Origin of the sequence: Cryobacterium sp. MDB1-18-1 (assembly GCF_004402735.1) — a bacterium.
GTDB classification, from domain to species: Bacteria; Actinomycetota; Actinomycetes; order Actinomycetales; family Microbacteriaceae; genus Cryobacterium; species Cryobacterium glucosi.
In genome coordinates this window covers 104,672-124,761 of the sequence record NZ_SOFR01000065.1, presented here as the reverse complement: position 1 = coordinate 124,761, position 20,090 = coordinate 104,672, and the positions used below count along the sequence as shown (strand labels likewise).

Annotated in this window: 19 protein-coding genes; 13 read left to right on the top strand and 6 right to left on the bottom strand. The window is 67.0% G+C overall.

Annotation, left to right across the window (positions count from 1 at the left end):
* Nucleotides 1-212 precede the first annotated feature (212 nt).
* Entirely contained in the window at nt 213-1,010 is a 798-nt protein-coding gene (locus E3O50_RS15965; protein ID WP_166787229.1) for an IclR family transcriptional regulator, read from the bottom strand.
* A 219-nt stretch (nt 1,011-1,229) separates the two neighbouring features.
* Here E3O50_RS15965 and E3O50_RS15960 point away from each other — a divergent pair, with 219 nt between their 5' ends.
* From E3O50_RS15960 to E3O50_RS15935, 6 genes are all read left to right on the top strand, one after another.
* Nucleotides 1,230-3,584, top strand: coding sequence for a tagaturonate reductase (locus tag E3O50_RS15960; RefSeq protein WP_134559598.1), 2,355 nt, complete (start codon nt 1,230-1,232; stop codon nt 3,582-3,584).
* An 81-nt stretch (nt 3,585-3,665) separates the two neighbouring features.
* Nucleotides 3,666-5,063: a glucuronate isomerase gene (gene uxaC, locus E3O50_RS15955; RefSeq protein WP_134445938.1), complete on the top strand. Its 1,398-nt coding sequence runs from the start codon at nt 3,666-3,668 to the stop codon at nt 5,061-5,063.
* A 116-nt stretch (nt 5,064-5,179) separates the two neighbouring features.
* On the top strand, nt 5,180-6,640 hold the full coding sequence (locus tag E3O50_RS15950) for a glycoside-pentoside-hexuronide (GPH):cation symporter (RefSeq protein WP_198413367.1): 1,461 nt from the start codon (nt 5,180-5,182) through the stop codon (nt 6,638-6,640).
* 51 nt (nt 6,641-6,691) lie between these two features.
* On the top strand, nt 6,692-8,239 hold the full coding sequence (locus tag E3O50_RS15945; RefSeq protein ID WP_134559596.1) for an altronate dehydratase family protein: 1,548 nt from the start codon (nt 6,692-6,694) through the stop codon (nt 8,237-8,239).
* Entirely contained in the window at nt 8,239-9,348 is a 1,110-nt protein-coding gene (locus E3O50_RS15940; RefSeq protein ID WP_134559594.1) for a sugar kinase, read from the top strand. Before E3O50_RS15945 ends, E3O50_RS15940 begins: the two co-directional genes overlap by 1 nt.
* Complete coding sequence (locus E3O50_RS15935; RefSeq protein ID WP_134559592.1) at nt 9,345-10,004, top strand: bifunctional 4-hydroxy-2-oxoglutarate aldolase/2-dehydro-3-deoxy-phosphogluconate aldolase; 660 nt, start codon at nt 9,345-9,347, stop codon at nt 10,002-10,004. Before E3O50_RS15940 ends, E3O50_RS15935 begins: the two co-directional genes overlap by 4 nt.
* Before the next feature lie 101 nt (nt 10,005-10,105).
* Here E3O50_RS15935 and E3O50_RS15930 read toward each other — a convergent pair whose 3' ends face one another.
* Nucleotides 10,106-10,705 (bottom strand): histidine phosphatase family protein, encoded by a 600-nt coding sequence (locus tag E3O50_RS15930; protein WP_134559590.1) that lies wholly within the window; start codon nt 10,703-10,705, stop codon nt 10,106-10,108.
* A gap of 287 nt (nt 10,706-10,992) precedes the next feature.
* On the opposite strand from E3O50_RS15930, the gene E3O50_RS15925 reads away from it, so the two are divergent.
* The 5 genes from E3O50_RS15925 (at nt 10,993) to E3O50_RS15905 (ending at nt 15,680) form a co-directional block, all read left to right on the top strand.
* Nucleotides 10,993-11,805 (top strand): hypothetical protein, encoded by an 813-nt coding sequence (locus E3O50_RS15925; protein ID WP_134559588.1) that lies wholly within the window; start codon nt 10,993-10,995, stop codon nt 11,803-11,805.
* A gap of 314 nt (nt 11,806-12,119) precedes the next feature.
* Complete coding sequence (locus tag E3O50_RS15920) at nt 12,120-13,088, top strand: phospholipase (protein ID WP_134559586.1); 969 nt, start codon at nt 12,120-12,122, stop codon at nt 13,086-13,088.
* Between the two features lie 123 nt (nt 13,089-13,211).
* A complete protein-coding gene (locus E3O50_RS15915) occupies nt 13,212-13,637 on the top strand; it encodes a hypothetical protein (protein WP_134559584.1) in 426 nt (141 codons plus the stop codon).
* Between the two features lie 75 nt (nt 13,638-13,712).
* A complete protein-coding gene (locus E3O50_RS15910) occupies nt 13,713-14,732 on the top strand; it encodes an LLM class flavin-dependent oxidoreductase (RefSeq protein WP_134445930.1) in 1,020 nt (339 codons plus the stop codon).
* A gap of 138 nt (nt 14,733-14,870) precedes the next feature.
* Nucleotides 14,871-15,680, top strand: coding sequence for an endonuclease/exonuclease/phosphatase family protein (locus E3O50_RS15905; protein ID WP_134445929.1), 810 nt, complete (start codon nt 14,871-14,873; stop codon nt 15,678-15,680).
* A gap of 68 nt (nt 15,681-15,748) precedes the next feature.
* Here E3O50_RS15905 and E3O50_RS15900 read toward each other — a convergent pair whose 3' ends face one another.
* Both E3O50_RS15900 and E3O50_RS15895 read right to left on the bottom strand, forming a co-directional pair.
* On the bottom strand, nt 15,749-16,501 hold the full coding sequence (locus E3O50_RS15900; RefSeq protein WP_134445928.1) for a potassium channel family protein: 753 nt from the start codon (nt 16,499-16,501) through the stop codon (nt 15,749-15,751).
* Nucleotides 16,502-16,593: 92 nt separating this feature from the next.
* The gene (locus E3O50_RS15895) at nt 16,594-17,052 is read right to left on the bottom strand and encodes a GyrI-like domain-containing protein (protein WP_166790670.1); all 459 of its coding nucleotides are present in this window, start codon (nt 17,050-17,052) and stop codon (nt 16,594-16,596) included.
* A 121-nt stretch (nt 17,053-17,173) separates the two neighbouring features.
* Between E3O50_RS15895 and E3O50_RS15890 the strand changes: the two genes are divergently transcribed.
* Together E3O50_RS15890 and E3O50_RS15885 are read left to right on the top strand one after the other, a co-directional pair.
* Entirely contained in the window at nt 17,174-17,602 is a 429-nt protein-coding gene (locus E3O50_RS15890) for a VOC family protein (RefSeq protein ID WP_134445926.1), read from the top strand.
* Between the two features lie 196 nt (nt 17,603-17,798).
* Entirely contained in the window at nt 17,799-18,659 is an 861-nt protein-coding gene (locus E3O50_RS15885) for a DarT ssDNA thymidine ADP-ribosyltransferase family protein (RefSeq protein WP_134559580.1), read from the top strand.
* Nucleotides 18,660-18,684: 25 nt separating this feature from the next.
* Here E3O50_RS15885 and E3O50_RS15880 read toward each other — a convergent pair whose 3' ends face one another.
* Both E3O50_RS15880 and E3O50_RS15875 read right to left on the bottom strand, forming a co-directional pair.
* Nucleotides 18,685-19,239, bottom strand: coding sequence for an MOSC domain-containing protein (locus E3O50_RS15880; protein ID WP_134446006.1), 555 nt, complete (start codon nt 19,237-19,239; stop codon nt 18,685-18,687).
* Between the two features lie 69 nt (nt 19,240-19,308).
* Nucleotides 19,309-20,085: a hypothetical protein gene (locus tag E3O50_RS15875; protein ID WP_134559578.1), complete on the bottom strand. Its 777-nt coding sequence runs from the start codon at nt 20,083-20,085 to the stop codon at nt 19,309-19,311.
* Nucleotides 20,086-20,090 lie beyond the last annotated feature (5 nt).

The window sequence follows — 20,090 nt, the reverse complement described above, 5'->3', positions numbered from 1 at the left end:
AACGACCACCGACATTCTTGAGGCATCCGCACGCCCACGAATCACCTGTGGAAAACCCGGTCAAGGGCTCATAACGAAAGTCGGTCAGCTTCAATCGTCCAGAGATATCGATAGGTTACCCGATGAGCGATTCCTGTCCAGAGGGGCGTCCGCAAAGTCGGATCGGAACAGACCTAAGTGGCCGCGAAACGCTCCCCACGCAACGGCCAGAGCTAGACGAGGGACATGATGTCGCGCGCCGCCGTGAGGAGCAGGGGGGCGTATGACTCGAGTTTCGCCTGCGTCACCAAAGGTGCGATTGTGGTGATGCCGATTCCGCCCAGCAGATTGTGCCGGGTGTCGAAAACGGGCGTCGCCATGCAGCGGATGTGCTCCTCGTTCTCCTCGTCGTCGATCGAGAAGCCGCGATTGCGCACAAGTTCGCCGTCGGCGAGCAAACGGTTGACGTCCGTGATGGTGTTGTCGGTGCGCCGCGGCAGCCCGGTGTTGGCGGCGTACCGCCGCACCTCGCTCTCGGGCAGGTAGGCCAGAACGGACTTGCCGATCGCGGTCGAGTGCAACGGGATCTGGGCGCCGACGCGGGACGCCATCCGGATCGGCTGCGCGGTGTCCTCGATCTTCTCAACGTAGGTGGCCCAGTCGCCGGTGCGGAGGGCGAAGTGGATGGTGCTGTGCACGTCCTGCTGGAGGCGCTGCAGCCGGGTGCGCACGCGGTCCGAATCCTCCGTGCTGGCAGTCAGGCGCAGGCCGAGCAACCGAAGCGCGCGTCCGGGTGTGTACGCGCCGTCCGACGTGCGGCTGACGTAGCCGTCGTCGACGAGTTCGGACAGCAGACGGAACACGCTCGTCTTCGACAGGCCGGTCTCCTTAACCAGGTCGCTCAGCCGGTGCGTTTCGCCCGGGTTCGACACGGCTTCGAGCACGCGCAGCAGTTTGCGGGCTGCGCTGTCCTTCGCGGGCTCGCCGGCCTCGCCCGAAGTGTGAGATCCGTCGATCAAAGTCGCTGACATTTTGTCCTCCTGCGGCCAAAGATTGTGCATTGTGCACCATGAAAAGGCGGTTCTGCCCGATGGAACTCAATACGGCAATTCTACCGCGAAAGCAGTTGTTACGAACCTGTTAACCGGTGCTAGTGTTTCATCTGACGGACACGCGTTCTGCTGAGCGGAACGATTATCAGGCTCCGCCACACTTTCGCCTCACGTTTCTCGCCTCAAAGAGGAGTACGCATGACAACCCAGCAGCTCGCACAGGGCATCCGTCTGGTGGAGGGCCACGGCGGCCTCGCCGCCGTCGAAGTCACCACACCCTCGGCATCCGCCCTGATCTACCTGCACGGCGCGCACGTCGCCGACTGGACTCCCGCGGGCGGCAAGCCGGTCCTCTGGATGAGCACCTTCGGCGTCTTCTCCGACACCGACCCGATCCGCGGCGGCGTTCCCCTCTGCTTCCCCTGGTTCGGCCCGAACGGCACGGATGCCTCAGCTCCCAACCACGGCTGGGCACGCCTCTCCACCTGGTCGCTCGTCGACTCCCGCACCCTGGACACCGCGACCGGCGCCGTTGCCACAGAGCTCGTCTTCGAGCTGACCCAGGACAGCGTCGGCGTTCCCGCCGGATTCCACCCCTTCACCGCGCACTACACGGTCACCGTGGGCGCAGAGCTCGGCCTCGAGCTGTCCGTCCGCAACGACGGTGCCACCCCGTTCGCGTTCGAGGAAGCCTTCCACACCTACTTCGCCGTCGGCGACGTCACAACGAGCACCCTCACCGGCCTCGAGACGTTCGACTACACGGACCGCTCGACCAAGCCGGCCACCGAGGGCTCGTCCCTCCTGCCGCTCGGCTTCACCGGCGATGAGATCGATCGCCTCTACCCGATGCCCGAGGCGCTCGAACTCAGCGACCCGGCGAACGACCGCATCATCCGCGCCGTCTCGCAGGGCGCCGCGCAGACGGTCGTCTGGAACGCCGGCCGCATCAAGGCCGCCGCCATCGCAGACTACGGAACCGACGAGTGGACCGAAACCGCCTGCGCAGAGACGTGCAACGTCGGCGCCCACTTCATCACCCTGGACCCCGGAGCGACGTCGACCATGCAGGTCACCGTCACGTCCACTACTACCGAACGGAACACGAAGACCATGCAGAGACTGTCCAAGAGCGTTGTTCCCGCGATCGCGGAACTGCCCACGAAGGCCATCCAGTTCGGCGAGGGCAACTTCCTCCGCGCGTTCGTCGACTGGCAGCTGCAGCAGATGAACAACCAGGAACTGTTCCAGGGCGGCGTGAAGATCGTCCAGCCCATCGAAGGCGGCCGCGTCGCCTCCCTCGAGGAGCAGGACAACCTCTACACGGTCCTCCTCGAAGGCCTTCAGGATGGCAAGGACGTGCAGAGCCACGAGGTCATCACCGTGGTCACCGGAACGGTCAACCCGTACGTCGACAACCAGAAGTACCTCGACCTCGCCAACGACGACAACATCGAGTTCATCTTCTCCAACACGACAGAGGCCGGCATCGCCTTCGACGACCGCGACCGTCTCAATGACAAGCCCCAGCACAGCTTCCCCGGAAAGCTCACCGCGCTCCTCTTCGAGCGTTTCTCTCTCGGCAAGAAGGGCTTCCAGATCATCCCCTGCGAGCTCATCGAGCACAACGGCGACAAGCTCAAGGAATCCGTCCTCGCGACCGCCGCGCTCTGGGAGCTCGACGCAGCATTCGTCCAGTGGGTCAACACCGACAACACCTTCTACTCCAGCCTCGTCGACCGGATCGTTCCCGGTTACCCGGCCGACCGCGCCGCCGAGCTCGCCGAGGAATTCGGCTACGACGACCAGTCGATCGTCAAGGCCGAGCCATTCCTGCTCTGGGTCATCGAAGGACCGCAGTCGTTGACGGAATCCCTCCCGCTCGCGAAGGCCGGCCTCAACGTGACCGTCACCGACGACATGACGCCGTACCGCGAACGCAAGGTCTTCCTGCTGAACGCCCCGCACACCACGATGGCCTCGATCGCCCGCCTCGCCGGCGTCGAGACCGTGCGCGACGTGATGATCGACCCCGAGTTCTCCCAGTTCGTCAACGCGGAAATGTACGACGAGATCATGCCGGTCATCGACCTGCCGCACGACGAACTCGCCGCATACGCCGAGTCCGTCAAGGAACGCTTCGAGAACCGCTTCATGCACCACGAGCTCGCCTCGATCGCGCTCAACAGCATCTCGAAGTACAAGTCCCGCCTGCTGCCGATCCTGGTCAACTTCCACGAGAAGGTCGGAACCTTCCCGCCCCGCGTCACCCTGGCCCTTTCGGCACTGCTGCTCACCTACAGCGGCGACGCTGCGGTCACCGTCGTCCCCGTCGACAGCGACGAGGTGCTCGCCACCTTCCACGCCGCATACGCGACGGCCACCGCGACCGGCAGCAACGTGACGGCCGACTACGTCGAAGCGATCCTGAGCGATGACTCGCTCTGGGGCCGCGACCTCACCGAACTCCCCGGCCTCGTCGCCGAGGTCACCACCGGCCTCGACAACCTGCGCACCCTGGGTGCCCGCGCGACCATCGCGCTCCTGGCCTGATCGGCCGAATCAACCCACCGACTGATTCACCACAACGACTGATTCACCACAACGACTGCACGGAACGAAGGACTGTTTCTGATGTTTTTGAATGACGATTTCCTGCTGACCACGCCGATGGCGAAGAAGCTCTTCCACAATCACGCGAAGAATATGCCGATTGTCGACTACCACTGCCACCTGAGCCCCCAGGAGATCCTCGAGGACGGCAACTTCGCGACGATCACCGAAGCCTGGCTCGGCGGCAACAACTACGGTGACCACTACAAGTGGCGTCTGATGCGCACCAACGGGGTCCCCGAGAGCCTCATCACCGGAGACGGCGCCGACTTCGACAAGTTCTACGCCTGGGCAGGCACCCTCGAAAAGGCGCTCGGCAACCCGCTCTACGTCTGGGCGCACCTCGAACTCAAGCGCTTCTTCGGCATCGACACCGTGATCAGCCGTGCAACGGCCCGCGAGATCTACGACGCGGCCAACCTGCTCCTCGCGACGCCGGCGTTCTCCCGCCGCAGCCTGATCAGGGGCATGAACGTGAAGGTCGTCGTCACGACGGACGACCCCGCGGATGACCTGCACGTCCACGAGGTGCTCAAGGCTGAGAGCGCGTTCAAGGTGCTCCCGGCGTTCCGTCCGGACAAGTCCCTGAACATCGACCAGGCCGGGTACGCGGCGTACATCGCCACCCTCGGCACCGCGGCCGGCGTCAGCATCACCGCGTTCGCGGACATCGTCGAGGCCCTCACCCAGCGCGTCGACTTCTTCCACACCATGGGCGGACGCCTGTCCGACCACGCCCTCGACATCGTCGTCTACGAAGAGGCCACCCCGGCCGAACTCGACACGATCGTCACGACCGCCCTCTCCGGCGGCACCCTCACCGCGACCGAGATCGCGCAGTACCGCACGGCACTGCTCAAGGCCCTGATGCGCATCTACAGCGCCAAGGACTGGACGATGCAGTACCACATCCACGCGATGCGCAACATCAACGACCCGGGCTTCGCCCGCATGGGCGCCGACACCGGTTACGACGCGATCAACGACCGCAACATCGCCGAGCCGCTCGCCAAGCTCTTCAACGCGATGGAATCCGAGGATGCGGTTCCCCGCACGATCATCTTCTCGCTGAACCCCAACGACTACCTGCCGCTGATCACCCTGATGGCCTCCTACCAGAAGGACGTCGTCCAGAAGCTCCAGCTCGGCAACGCCTGGTGGCACAACGACACCCGCAACGGAATGCGCCTGCAGCTGTCCACCTTCGCGGAGGAGAGCCTGCTCTCCAACTTCGTCGGCATGCTGACGGACTCCCGCAGCTTCCTCTCCTACCCGCGCCACGAGTACTTCCGCCGCATCCTCTGCGAACTGATCGGCGAATGGGTCGAGCTCGGCGAAGTTCCCGACGACGAGGCCATCCTCGGCCAGATGGTCGAAGACATCTCGTACAACAACGCGAACACCTACTTCGGGTTCTAGCCCGTTCGGCTCCGGCGCTTACCCGCTCGAAGCATCCACCCGCACAGTACCTCTGCACGACCAGCACGAACCAGCACGACCCCATTAAATCCAGCACATAGGAGTGAATCCGCATTATGAGTACAACCACCAAGGGCCTGCCCGGCGCCATGGGAGCCACCGGCCCCGAAGGCTCCGCCGGCGTCACCGTTATTGATCGCATTTCCCGCAAGGAGAAGGTCGCCTATGGCTTCGGCGACTTCGGTAACGGCTTTATGTTCGACCTCGGACAGTCGTACCTGACCAAGTTCTGGATCGACACCGCCGGCATCGCGCCCGCTGTAGTCGCACTTATCTTTACGCTCAGCAAACTGTTCGATGCCTGCATGGACCCGCTCGCGGCCGCATTCATCGACAGCCGCCGCTTCGGCAAGCGCGGAAAATTCCGCCCCGTCATGATGGTCTCCTCCATCCTGCTCGCCGTTATGACCGTCGTCACCTTCACGATGCCCGACGTGGACATGGGCTGGAAGATCGCCTTCGCCGCCGGCACGTACGCGGTCTGGGGCATCATCTACTCCTTCACGAATGACCCGTACGGCTCCCTCGCCTCGGTCATGACCCGCGACATCAAGGACCGCGCGGAGCTCGCGACCAGCCGCCAGGCCGGTTCGCTCGGCGCCCAGTGGATCTGTGGCTTCGCGTTCATCCCGATGATGATGATCTTCGGCGGCATGACCGCCCAGAACTTCATGTTCGCCTCGATGGTCATGGCCATCGTCGGCGTCGTGTCCTTCTACATCTGCTACCGCGGCACCAAGGAACGGGTGTACGTCAACCGTGCCGTCGGCTTCGAGAAGAACGGCATGAAGGACTACGCCAAGGCGATCTTCACCAACAAGCCGCTCCTCGCCCTCGTGCTCATGACGCTCTTCACCATCTCCTCGATGAACGTCAACAACATGATGATGATCTTCTTCGCCCAGTACAACCTCGGCAACATCGCCCTCCAGGCCGTCCTCAACCTCGTCATGATCGGTGCCTCCATCGTGGGCATCATGTTCATCCCGAAGATGGTCGCCAAGTGGGGCAAGAAGAAGACGGCCATGGCCGGATTCATCATCTCCATCGTCGCCAACGGCCTGAACTTCATCATCCCGACCAACCTGTGGACGTTCATGATCCTCGTCACCATCGGGTACGCCGCACTGGCCATCCCGAACGGCGTCACCTGGGCCTTCGTCTCCGACACGATCGACTACGGCGAATGGCACACCGGTGTCCGCAAGGAGACCATGACCTACGCCGCATTCAACTTCTCCCGTAAGGTCGCCCAGTCCCTCGCCGCCCTCGTCGGAGCCGGCATGCTCGCCATCACGGGCTATGTCGCCAAGGCAACCGAGCAGTCCCCGGAGACGCTCTTCGGCATCAAGGCCGTCATGACGATCTACCCGGCCATCGCGCTCACCATCGCCGCCGTCATCATCTACTTCCTGTACAGCCTGAGCGACGACAAGTACCACGCCATTGCCATCGACCTCGAAGAGGGCCGTTGGGAAAAGGGCATCATCGGCGAAGAAATCGCCGCCAAGGCCTGATCCGGCCAGCAGTACCCTCCCCGACCGCTTCCCAGCGAGAGAAAAGATCTCATGAGCCACATCAACAGCATTGCGACCGGCACATCCGTGCTCGTCATGGCGGAAGGCGACGATGTCGCTGTTGCCCTCCGGGACCTCGTTCCCGGTGAAGCCATCACCCTGGGGGACAGCGTTCTGAATGTGATCGGGGCCGTCCCGAGCGGCCACAAGATCGCACTCGGATCGGTTGCGGTCGGGGAGAAGGTCCTCAAGTACGGCCAGTCGATCGGCACCGCAACGGCGCCGATCGTGCGCGGCGAACACGTGCACAGCCAGAACCTCGGTATGGACCTCGGCGCCCGCGTGCACGAGTTCGGTACCGTGCACACCGAGCTGCCCGCCCCGACGGGAGCCCGCCGGACCTTCGACGGCTACCGCCGGGCGGACGGCCGCGCCGGCACCCGCAACTACATCGCGATCCTCACGACGGTCAACTGCTCCGGCACGACCGCGAAGCTGATCGCGGACCGCTTCCGCGGCGACCTGCTCGACCGCTTCCCGCACGTCGACGGCGTCATCGCCCTCACGCACCAGAGCGGCTGCGGCCTGGTCCTCGAGAGCGAGGGCGCGCAGATGCTCGTCCGCACCCTCAACGGCTACGCGGCCCACCCGAACATCTCCGGAGTGCTCGTGCTCAGCCTCGGCTGCGAAATGACCCCGGCCGACGTCATCCTCGGCCAGGGCGAGCTTCCGGCAGACACCCTCGTCACGACCCTCTCCATCCAGGAGACCGGTGGCATGCGCGCCACCGTCGCAGCGGGCGTCGAGGCCATCCTCGAGATGGCGGAGAAGCTCGACGAACGTCGCCGCGAACCCATCGACATCTCGGAACTCGTCCTCGGCCTCAACTGCGGCGGCTCCGACGGCTACTCGGGCATTACCGCGAACCCGGCCCTCGGCTGGGCCTCGGACGTCCTCGTCGCCAACGGCGCAACATCCGTTCTCGCCGAGACGCCTGAGATCTACGGCGCCGAGCACCTGCTCACCGCCCGCGCCACGACCCGCGAGGTCGGCCTCAAGCTGATCGACCGGATCAACTGGTGGGAGAAGTACATCGTCACCGGTGGCGGCACCATGGACAACAACCCCTCTCCCGGCAACAAGGCCGGCGGCATCACCACCATCCTGGAGAAGTCGCTCGGCGCCGTCGCGAAGGCCGGCCGCGCCGACCTCGCAGCGGTCTACGAATACGCCGAACCGATGACCACCCGGGGCCTCGGCTTCATGGACACCCCCGGCTACGACCCGGTGTCCGTCACCGGACTCGTCGCCGGCGGTGCGACGGTCGTCGTCTTCACGACCGGCCGCGGCTCGGTCTTCGGCTGCAAGCCCACCCCGAGCATCAAGGTCGGCACCAACACCGCGCTGTTCGTGCGCCAGGGCGACGACGTCGACATCAACGCCGGACGGATCGCCGATGGCACCGCCCGCGTCGAAGAGGTCGGCGCCGAGATCCTCGACATGATCATCGCCGTCGCCTCCGGAAAGCAGACCACGAGCGAAGAGTTCAACGTCGGCCAGGAAGAGTTCGTGCCGTGGCACATCGGAGCTGTGACCTGATGACCGACGAGCAAGCAGGCGCCCAGGCACTGCAGGAGGAGCCGGGCAACCCGGTCGCCTCCGGCGCCGACCAGGGCGAACCGCAGGTGGTCTGCTTCGGCGAGACCATGGGCATGTTCACCCCCACCTCGACGACGTCGCTCGACATCGCAGAGGGCTTCCACCTCGGCGTCGGCGGGGCGGAGTCCAACGTCGCCGCGCACCTCGCCGAGCTCGGCCACCACGTGGCCTGGGCCGGCAATGTCGGCCAGGACCCGATCGGCACCAAGATCATTTCGACGCTCGACTGCGGGGGAGTGGACACCCGCTGGGTGAACCGCACCGCGGTCAGCCCGACCGGCCTGTACCTCAAGGAGCCGGACACCGGTACCGGCGCGCACGTCTTCTACTATCGTGCGGGTTCCGCCGCCTCCGAGCTGGGCGTGGCGGATGCCGGGGCCTGGCCCCTCCAGTCCGCCCACCTGATCCACACGAGCGGCATCACGCCCTCGCTGTCGCCGAGCTGCTCCGCCCTGGTGGAACACGTGCTCGACCACGCGGCAGAGTGGGGCACTTCGGTGTCCTTCGACGTCAACTACCGGTCCAAGCTCTGGCCCGTGAGCGTGGCCGGTCCCCGGCTGCGGGAGCTCGCCGGCAAGGCGACGGTCGTCCTCGTCGGACTCGACGAAGCCGCCACCATCTGGGGCTGCGTCACCTCCGACGACGTGCGCACCCTGCTGCCCGACGTGCCCTACCTCGTCGTCAAGGACGGAGCCGTCGACGCGACGGAGTACGCGCTTCTGCCCGACGGCACCCGCCGCACCACGGTCGTCCCTGCCCACAAGGTCGAGGTCGTCGAGCCGGTCGGAGCCGGAGACGCGTTCGCCGCCGGTTACCTGTCCGCACTCATGAACGGCGAGTCGTCCGAAGTCCGCCTGAACCACGGGCACTCGCTCGCCGCCTGGGCGCTCGGCAGCCGCGAGGACTTCCGGCCCGGCCACGGGCTGTTCGCAGCAACTCCCGCCGCCGCCGCCGGATCCGGCGCCGGATCCCCGGCCGCCGTCGGGAACGCTCCCGACACCCACGACTCACATTCCGATCTCACCGATCTTAGGAGACTGACCGTATGACCAGCACAACCGCCCTTCCCACCAATGAGTGGTTCCCCGGAGACTTCTTCCGGATTCCCGTCCTCGCCGTTCTGCGTGGGCTCTCGCTGACCGAATCCGTGCGCCTCTCCGAGCGCGCCTGGGATGCCGGTGTCCAGCACGTCGAGATCCCCATCCAGACCAGTGACGCGGTTCCCGTCCTGAAGGCCGTCGCCGAGGCGGCCGCCGAGCGCGGCCTCGTCGTCGGCGCCGGCACCGTCACGACCCTCGAGCAGCTCGACGCCGCCGAGAAGGTCGGCGTCGCCTTCACCGTTTCCCCGGGCTTCAGCCCGGAGATCGTCGCGGAGAGCGTTCGCCGCGGCATCCCGCATCTTCCGGGGGTGGCTACTGCGACCGAGATCCTCCAGGCTCGTGCGCTCGGCCTCCGCTGGGTCAAGGTCTTCCCGGCCTCGATCCTCGGCCCGAACTGGGCGAAGTCGATGAAGGGGCCGTACCCCGACATGAACTTCATCGCCACCGGAGGGGTCACCGCGCTCAACGCGCCCGACTTCCTCTCCTCCGGAGTCAGCGTCGTCGGCCTGAGCTCGTCCTTCGCGGACGACGCCCAGCTCGAGCTCGTGCGCGGCCTCATCGCCGCCAGCGCAGCATCCGCTCTGACGGGTGCCGGCCGGAAGTAAGACTCAGCGAGAGCGAGTCGCACAAAGACTGCGGCGTCCAGGACGTGCTTCGGCCCCTGGACGCCGCGTTTGCGGTTTAACGCGCGGCTGGAAACGGTATGTCAGAGAACCGGGTCCATCGAGTTCAGGTGGCAGGCATCGTTCCACATCTGCAGCACACGGTTATCGCGTTCCCAGCCGAGGGTGGACACCGTGGCGGTCCCGAGGCTGAAGTGCTTCCCTGCGGAGGCAGGCAGGCCCATCCAGCGCGCCGTCATGATGCGCAGGAAATGTCCGTGCGCGAACACGGCGACCGGACCCGGAGCTGCGAGGCACTGCTCGATCGCGAGGTCGGCACGCGCGCCGACCTCGTCTGCGGACTCGCCGCCGGTCATCGGGTGCGTCCACACGGACCAGTCCGGGATCTCCCGGCGGATGGCCTCGGTCGTGAGCCCCTCGAACACGCCATAGTCCCACTCGAGAATGTCCTGGGAAGCGATGCCCTGCGCGGCATATCCCGCGCGCTCCATGGTTTCCCAGGCCCGCTGTAGCGGGCTGGACAAGACCGTCGGGAACGCCTCACCGTCGAGCATCTCGCCGAGCGCATCCGCCTGCTGCCGACCGAGGTCGGTCAGGGGGATGTCGGTGCGGCCGGTGTGCCGACCGGAAATGCTCCACTCGGTCTGCCCGTGCCGGATCAGGACGATGTCGTGCGCGGTCATGATGAAACCTCGTGATCTTCAGCGTCGTGGGAACGTCCGCGGATCGACCGGAATGAACATGTCGATTCTTCGAGTTTAGACAGGCTCGTCGCGGAGCCTGACGGGGCACGCGTGCGGAACGCGCCCCGATACCCATGACTTTCGGAGGAAAAAGTGAGGGTTTGTGCAGGAATCCCGGCCACTATGGCCGATTCGCCTGCGCAGCATCCGAGCGCGTGGGCCCGAGACCAGTGAGCGCTGGCCCACGAGCCCTGTTCGTGCGCCCGCGCTTGCGACACCGGGACTATATGACATCGCATTCAGCACCACCTCGCCGCTCACCGCATTCTCGCCGGATCATCGCCATCTCCCTGGCTTCCGCCGTCGCCGTGGCCCTCGTCACCGGGGGCTCATACGCCCTTCAGGCCGCGAACGCCGCCCAGGACCGCGTGACCGCCACCGCAGCCCTCTCCGCGAGCACCGGCCGCCAGCACGACCAACTGGCCGTGTACGACTCGATCGCCACCGTGCACGCGAAGGACGCCGCCGCCGTCGCGCTCGACAGGGCCAACGCGGTGCTCGCTGCCGCCAAGGACAAGGTCGACGCGACCACCCTGAGCGACGTCGCGAGCTCGCTCGCGAGCTACCAGGTCCTGCCCATCGACGAGGTCGAGTCGCTCACCCAGCGCACGGCCGCCATCTCGACAAGCGTCGAAGCCGCTGCGGCCGGAGCGGACCGGGTCGCCGCCGAGAAGGCCGCTGCCGCAGCCGCTGCGGCAGAGGCCCAAAGGCTGCAGGCCCTCGCCTCAGCGAACACGCCCGCGGGCGCGAAGGCGGTGGCCCAGGGCCTGGCCGCCTCGAAGTACGGCTGGGGCGACGGCCAGTTCAGCTGCCTCGTGCAGTTATGGCAGAGGGAGTCCGGCTGGTCGTACACGGCCCACAACTCGAGTGGGGCCACCGGTATCCCGCAGGCTCTTCCGGGGAGCAAGATGGCTTCGGCCGGCTCCGACTGGGCCACCAACGCCGCGACGCAGGTCGCTTGGGGTCTCGGCTACATCGCCGCCTCCTACGGGACGCCGTGCGCGGCCTGGGCGCACTCCGAGGCCTACAACTACTACTGAGTGCCCGCTGATCGGGAGCCGCGTTCCACCGATCCGGATGCCCGTGGCCGGAAATAGGCCCCTGCATTCCTGAGAAAACCTCAGAAAAGCGGAATCGCGCTCAACAAGGGCGGCGGGCCGGGACTAGTGCGGCCCGCCACCCCTGCAGAACCCGGTTGACCGGTTACCCCGTGGATGACTTGTGGAGGTTTTGGTCGGGACTTTGCCAGAAAGCGTCTGCACTATGGCCAATTCGCCCGCGCCGTCACCGAGAGCGTGGGCCTGACACTCAGCGAACCGGGCGGTTTTCGAGCCGGTTCTCGATGGCAGGAATCATGAACTCAGCTCAATCCGCACCAGATTCGCCAACAGATTCGGCTCCGGTCGACACCCGGGCCTCGCGCAGGAACGGACCCAGGGGACGTCGCCCGAAACGGTTCACCCTCGTCACGGCCGGTCTCGCGATCGCCGCGATCGTGGCCGGAAGCGGCTTCGCGGTCAGTGCGGCCGCCGAGGCGGCCACCCGGTCCCAGAGCCGGATCGCGGCAACGGCCGACGTCGCAGCGGCGACAGGCCGGCAACACGACCAGCTCACCGTCTACACCTCGATCGCGAAGGTACACGCCCAGGATGCGGCATCCGCGGCGTTGGTCGACGCCAACCAGGTCGTCGCCGCAGCCGCGAACAAAGTGGATGCTTCCACTTTGACCGCAGCGGCGAGTTCGCTGGCGAGTTTCCAGGTCCTGCCCATCGACCAGGTCGAGTCGTTGACCGCCCGGACCAAGGCCGAGACGACGACCGTGCAGGCTGCGGTCGCAGAAGTCGACCGCGTTGCGGCCGAGAAGGCCGCCGCTGAGGCCGCAGCCGCTGCCGCCGCCAGGGCCGCCGCGGAAGCCCAGGCGGCCCAGGCGGCCAAAGCAGCGAAGGCGGCTGAGGCAGCTGCTGCGGCCGCTGCGCCGCAAGCGGCGGCGTCCGTGTCATCGTCGGGGGACAATAGCCCGGCCGGCGCGCGCGCGACGGCGAGTGCGATGGCCTCCTCCCAGTACGGCTGGGGCAGCGGGGAATTCAGCTGCCTCAGTCAGTTGTGGCAGAGGGAATCCGGCTGGAACTACCAGGCGTACAACAGCTCCAGCGGAGCAACCGGCATCCCGCAGGCGTTGCCCGGCAGCAAGATGGCCTCCGCTGGCTCGGACTGGGCATCGAACGCGGCGACGCAGATCAGCTGGGGCCTCGGCTACATCAAGTCGGCCTACGGCACTCCCTGCTCTGCCTGGGCGCACTCCGAGTCCTTCGGCTACTACTGATCGGTCGGGTGCTGACCCGCCGTCGCTCGCCCGCACCCCTCCACCTGTTCGTCTGTCGGTGGCCGCTGTTAGCGTCATTCCATCCACTCCCTGAGGCTCGTGCCGAGACCGAGGAGGACGGGAATGAAGGTTTTGGTGGCCACAGGGGCGACGCAGGACTCCTGCGGCAGTGACTCGAACGGCTGTATCGAGGGTGAGCTCGTGTGGATGCTCGAGCCGTGCCCGTATAGCCGGTGGGCCCCATACGGGGACTGCGGCTGCGGGCGCTCGTTCAGCGGAATGAACTCGCTCCAGTCCACGACGACGGCGCGGGTATGCGACGTGCCCGGCCTCACGAGGGACTACTACGAGCAGGCCCTGCGCGCGTGTTTCGACGCGCGCGGCTGGTGCGTCTGCTGCCAGGCGCGCCCGGTCCCTGAACTCGTCGACGAGCTCATCACGCTCGCGACGATCCTCGAGGAGGGCACCGTTGTGGAACGCCGCCTCGACAGGCTCACTGTGCGACGGGTGCCCGCGGCGAAGAAGCGGCGCGGGAAGGAGCGTGGGTAGCGCGGCCAGTCCGGGGAGCGGTGGTGCCGCGCGGGCGACGGGAATACCCGGCGGCCCCTCCGCGCTGCACCGGTCATGAAGCGCATCGGATTCCTCTCCTTCGGCCACCACCAGGCGGTGCAGGGCTCCCTTGCCCGCACCGCACGCGACGCCCTCCTCCAGACGGTGGAGCTCGCGGTCGCCGCCGAGGAACTCGGCGTGGACGGGGCATACGTGCGTGTGCACCACTTCGCCCGGCAGTTCGCCTCACCGTTCCCGCTGCTCGCGGCGATGGCGGCGCGCACGAACCGGATCGAGCTCGGCACCGGCGTCATCGACATGCGCTACGAGAACCCGCTGTACATGGCCGAGGAGGCCGCGATCACCGACCTGATCAGCAACGGGCGCCTCCAGCTCGGCATCAGCCGCGGGTCACCCGAAACCGCGCAGCGCGGCTACGAGAACTTCGGCTATGCGCCCGCAGACGGGCAGACAGACGCGGATGTCGCCCGCGAGCACACCTCGGTCTTCCGGGCGGCGATCATCGGGGCCGGTGTCGCGACGCCGAACCCGCAGATGTCAGCTGGAACGGCGCTGTTGCCGATCCAGCCGCAGGCTCCGGGACTGAGCGAGCGGATCTGGTGGGGCTCCGGCACCCGGGCGACCGCGAAATGGGTCGGTGAGCAGGGCATGAACCTGATGAGCTCGACGCTGCTGACCGAAGACACCGGTGTCCCGTTCGGCGACCTCCAGGCGGAGCAGATCGCGATCTACCGTGAAGCCTGGGCCGCCGCGGGCCACACCGGCACGCCGCGGGTGTCGGTGAGCCGCAGCATCCTGCCGCTCGTCACCGAAGAGGACCGGGCCTACTTCGGCCGGCCGGGCAGCCGGGAGTCCGAGGACCAGGTCGGCTACCTCGACGGCGGCCTCGCCCGCTTCGGCAAAAGCTACGTCGGCGAGCCCGACCAGATCGTCGCCCAGCTGGCGACGGATGCCGCGGTGCAGGCCGCAGACACCGTGCTCGTGACGATCCCCAACCAGCTCGGAGTCGCATACAACGCGCGCCTCCTGGAGAGCATCGTCACCCACGTCGCCCCGGGTCTCGGCTGGCGTTGAGGCCGCCGCACGACCCCGGCCCAGAACGCTTGGGGAACTGACCGGTAGCCCGCTTAAGCGTCCCGAAGCCTTGTGAACCTTTCAGCCGCGCGCGTTAGGCTTGAATCACCACCACGAGTCGGAAGCCAGGTCAGAGACGTGCGGGTCATCAGCTACAACCTCCGGAAGAACCGAGCGGTCGGTGAACTCGCCGCGCTCTCCGTCACCTATGAGCCGGACGTGCTCTGCCTCCAGGAGGCGGACACCCTCGAACTGCCCGACGACATCGGCACCCTGCATCTCGCCGACTCGACCCTGACCAACCGGCTCGGCCTCGCGATCTACTACCGCCAGGACCGCTTCGACGCCGTCACCACCCAGGCCTTCGCGCTCAAGAAGTCCCTGCACGACATGGTGCTGCGCCCGGCGCACGAGCGCCTGATCGGCACCCGGCTCGTGGACAAGGTCGCCGATCGCGAGCTCGTCGTCGCGTCCTTCCACGCTGCGCCGCTGACCGCGCGCAATTCGCTGCGCCGCAACCAGATCCGTTCGGCGCACGAGGAACTCAATCGCCTCGGCCCCGGCTTGCCGACGCTGATGGTCGGCGACTACAACTACCCGATCTTCAAGGGCAACCTCGGCGACAAGGTCACGGAGTCCGGCTATGACCTCACCCTGAGCGACACCCGCACGTACACGCGCTACCGGTTCTTCAGGGGCCACTTCGACCTCGCAACCTCGGTCGGCCTGACCATCGAGAATGTCGAGACGCTCCCGCGCGGCACGTCCGACCACATGCCGATCTTGGTGACCTCCTCCTACACCGCGGAGCCCGTGAGCCAGACCCTCCGGCAGAGCGCGCGGAAGAGCATCCGTGAGACGGATGCCGCCCGCTCGGTCGCGAGGACCGCGACGACGACCGCGACCGAGACCGCAGCTGCACCGCCGAGCACGGACTTCGACATCTGAGACGGCCGGCCTGCGACCGGTCTGGACGTACAGGTACGGGTGCGGGCCTGCGGGTCTGAGCCTGCTCGTCAGTCCGCGGTCGGCGGGGCCGGGAGCGGCTGGCCGACCAGGCGCTCGACGAGGGCCTTGAGCTCGCCGATCTCCACGGTGAGGGCGTCTATTTTGTCCTCGTTGACGCCGAGCTCGACCTTGATGGCCTCCTCGGCCTCGCGACTGGCGGCGGCGAACCAGGATGCGATGTACGCGGTGATGGTGCCGATCAGCGCGATCCCGGTGACCACGAGGCCGACAGCGACGAGGCGGCCGTCCGTCGTGACGGGAAAGTGGTCCCCGAATCCGACGGTGGCCATCGTGATGAACGACCACCACCAGCCGTCCCACACCGTCACGATGTTCGCGCCGGTCGCGTTCCGTTCCGCATCGGTCACCGCGAGGCCCGCGATGAACCAGACCGACACCGCCGTGATGCCCACGTAGGTCATCACGCGGTTCTTGAGCACCTTACTCAGCCGGCGGGTGGACAGGATCACGACCGAGACCACCCGCAGGGCCCGCAACGGTCGGAACAACGGCAGGGCGACCGCGAGAAGGTCGAGGATATGGGTGCGCATGAACGCGCGTCGATCCTCCGCGAGGCTCACCCGCACCACGAAATCGACCGCGAAGGCCGCCCAGCTGCCGATCTCGATCCACTCGAGGAACAGGTGCCAGCCGGGACTGATCTCCGGCGCAATGATCGGCGTCGCGTACGCGATCAGGAAAGCGATTCCGAGCGCGAGCAGGGGAGTGTCGGTCGCGCGTTCCCAGCGGGAGCTTCTCACATCGCCTTCTCCTGGCTCGTCATGGTCGCAGGTCGCGTGCTCATGTTAGAGGCTGATTGTTGCGCCCGCGTTTCGAAAAAAGCGTGGCGGACTCAGGCGAGCGGGAACACGATCCGGGTGCGCCACTTGGCAGGGTCCGGTTCGGCGTCCGGACCCACCAGGTACTCCTCCCACATGTCCCCGGCGACGGTGAGCTTCTGCGCGGTGATCCAGTCCGTCACGGCCGCATACGTCTCGGCCATCGTCTCGTATGAGCCCACGTGGAACGTCTCGACGGCCGGACCGGACGGAAGGTGCACGACCTCGACGGCCCGGGTCGCACTGACCTCGTCGACGACGGGGAATCCGGCGGTCACGTCGACCGCGGCATCCGTGGGGGCGCCGTGATAGAGCGCGATCGGCGGACCGCTCGGGTGGACGCCCAGCCTGCCGAGTTCGGCGGCGGAGGTACGAAAGGCGCGATCGAAATATTCGGTCAGCCTGCTCATCGGGATCACCTCGTGGACTCCGAGGAACGTGCGGGGTTCGAGGGTGATCTGTTCGGCCTTCATGGAGTCTCCCTGGTCGGTTACCGGGCCCCGGAGGGACCCGCTGCGGCCCACAGTAGACCGCCGCCCGAAGCGACGTAAGGGTGCATAGTGGTCGCGAAGACCCCAACCCCGAGGAGGGCCCATGGCCGGCAAGATCGGAAACATCGTGTTCGACTGCGCACACCCGCGCGAGCTCTCGCACTTCTGGGCGGACGTACTCGGCTACCCCCGAGCCGAGTGGCCGCCGGAGCTGCGCGAACTCGTACTCACGAGCGACCTCACCGACGCGGACCTCGAGACGCGCAGCATCGCCGGGGATCCGGAGGGCCTGTTGCCGCGGTTGTTCTTCCAGCGGGTCCCGGAGGGCAAGACCGTCAAGAACCGGGTGCACCTCGACATCAGCGCGACACCGGGACGGGCGCCGAGCAGGGACGAGATCGATGCGGAACGGGATCGGATCGTCGCGCTCGGGGCATCTGTGGTTCGCATGGTCGACGAGAAGTGGGGGCCGTTCCCGGAATTCCACTACATCATGGCCGACCCCGAGGGAAACGAGTTCTGCATCCAATAACCGGGTTCAGGGCCGATCCCGGTAACCGCTCGGGGCAAAATCACCGTAGCGTTGAGTCGTGGTCTTCGAACACGGGTATTCGAAGAATGTGGGGGACACGAACACGAGAGGTTTTCTGGCTTTGAGCAACGAATGCATCCACGGACTCGAGGGTGGCCTGTGCGCCATCTGTTTCCCGAAACCGGTTCCGGAGGCTGTGCCCGCGACACCCGCGGTTCGCGCGAGCCGGGCCAAGTCCGCCCCGTCGCCGGCGCGCTCGAAGACGGCCTCGAAGCCGCCGTCGCTGCGGAGCGCCCCGGCAAGCAGCGCCTCCGGTGCGACGAGTGCGACCCGCCCCCGCCCCTCGACCCGGGCCAAGTCGTCGATCGGGCCGAAATCCGCCCCCGACAACGTCGGCGAGCAGCGCATCTATCACCTGACCCACATCCGCAACCTCGCCGGCATCCTCGCCAGCGGCGGCCTCCTCGCCGACGCGAGCGAGGCCTGGGCCGTGCGACCCGCCGTCGACATCTCCTCCGTTCCCAACCGTGAGAAGCGCCGCAGCACGCTGATCGCCGGCACCGAGAACACGACCGTCGCGCACTTCGTGCCGTTCTTCCTCTCGCCGAACGCGACCATCTGGGACAGCATCCTCACGAACACCGGGGACCCGCGCCTGTCCAGGGACGCACCGTATGCCGAGAACTTCGACTTCGTGATCCTCGTCAGCACGGTCAAGAAGGTCGTCGAGGCCCAGTCGGGCCACGGTGAGCCCGCCCTCGGCGTCATCGCCGTGACCGACGGCGATGCAGCGGGCACCCTGACCCGTGTCGGTGCGACGCCGGAGACGAGCGACCGGGTCCTCCGCCGGCTGCGTGCCGAGAAGGATGCCGCAGCGCTCCTCGAGGCCGAACTCCTCGTCGAGGAGACCTTCCCGTTCGAGCTCGTCACCATCGTCGCCGTCGCGAATGACAAGGTCCGTGACGTCGTGCGCGGCATTCTCGCCGAGTCCGGTCACCGCCCGAAGGTCGCGGTGTACCCGCCGTGGTTCCACGCCTCGGAGCAGGTCACCGCTTAGGCCGTCCGACGCGCGAGCGGTCGTCTCAGACGACGTCGAGGGGGACCTGTTCCCCCTCGGGCAGCTCGATCCGGATGATGTCTCCCGGCTGGACCGCACCAGCGGACGCGACCACGCTCATCACGCCGGCCTTGCGGGTGATGCGGCCGGCGGCATCCGTTTCGATGAGCTGCTTCATCAGCCCGCCCTGGTATCCGTTGATCAGCGAGCAGGGGTTGCGCAGGCCGGTCAGTTCGACGACGGCGTCGGCGCCGAGGTGCAGCCGGGTGCCGAGGGGGAGCCCGGTGAGGTCGATCCCCCGGGTGGTCACGTTCTCGCCGAGTTCGCCGGGCCGCACGGTGTAGCCGTCGTGGGCGAGCTCGTCGAAGAGCTCGGACGGGATCAGGTGCACCTGGGTGAGGTTCGGCGCCGTCGGGTCCTTCTTCACGTGGTAGCGGTGCTGCACGGTCGCACCCGCGTGCGCGTCGCCCTCGACGCCGAGACCCTCGAGCAGGAGGATGCGCGGCGCGGCAGGCTTGCTGAACCGGTGCGCGTCATCGAGGCTCACCGACACGACCGCCGTAGAGTGCTCGGACCGCATCGGCTGGTCGGGCTGCGTGGGCTGTTCGGGCGGGGAAGTCACCATGAGACGATTCTGGCATGCCGCTCGTCAGCGCCAGGGGCTGGCGTCGACCTGCACGGCCACGACGTAGAGGTGGCGGCCCTGCTCGATCCGCTCGACCTCGTACACCCGCACGGCGGTGTTCACGGTGCTCGGCACCGGATGCCCGACCCCGATCCCGTAGGTCACGGTGCCCTCGAAGTCCCCGGCCGGGGCGTACCGGGTGATGGCGGCCAGGCCGACCGCTTCGCGCGGAGCCTCGAGCACACTCGAGATACCGTCCTCGGTGTGGGCCTGCGCGAGGCGGAACACCACCCGCAGGATGCTGTCGGTTCCGTCCATCGGAATCGTCAGGCCGCTCGCATCTCCGGTCAGGACCGGCACGTATTCGAGTTCATAACCGGGGAAGCCGCCCTCGAACCGGAAGCTCAGCTGGTCGTATGGCGGTGAGGCGAGCGGATGCGCCCCCGCACCGATCGAGGTCAGTGACGGCAGCGGCGGACTCGGCGGCGGGGCGATCGGGACCGCGATGTCATGGCCGATCGTTGCCGGTTGTCCGGGTCCCGGCCAGGCCCAGCCGTAACTGATCCGGGCGGAGAGGACGCGGTCACCGGGCTGCGGGGTCGCCGTCGCGTCGTCGGGAGGCGGCGTGGCGCTGTCCGTTCCGGGTGCGGACGGGGAGGCGGTGGGGGACGCGGTGGGGGTGGAAGCAGACGTGGACGTCGGGGCTGGCGTCGGGCTGGGGAACGACGGCGCGCAGCCGGCCAGAACCATGCTGACGGCGAGTACGACGGGAAGTCCGAGCTTTCGTTGGGAGCAGAACATACGGC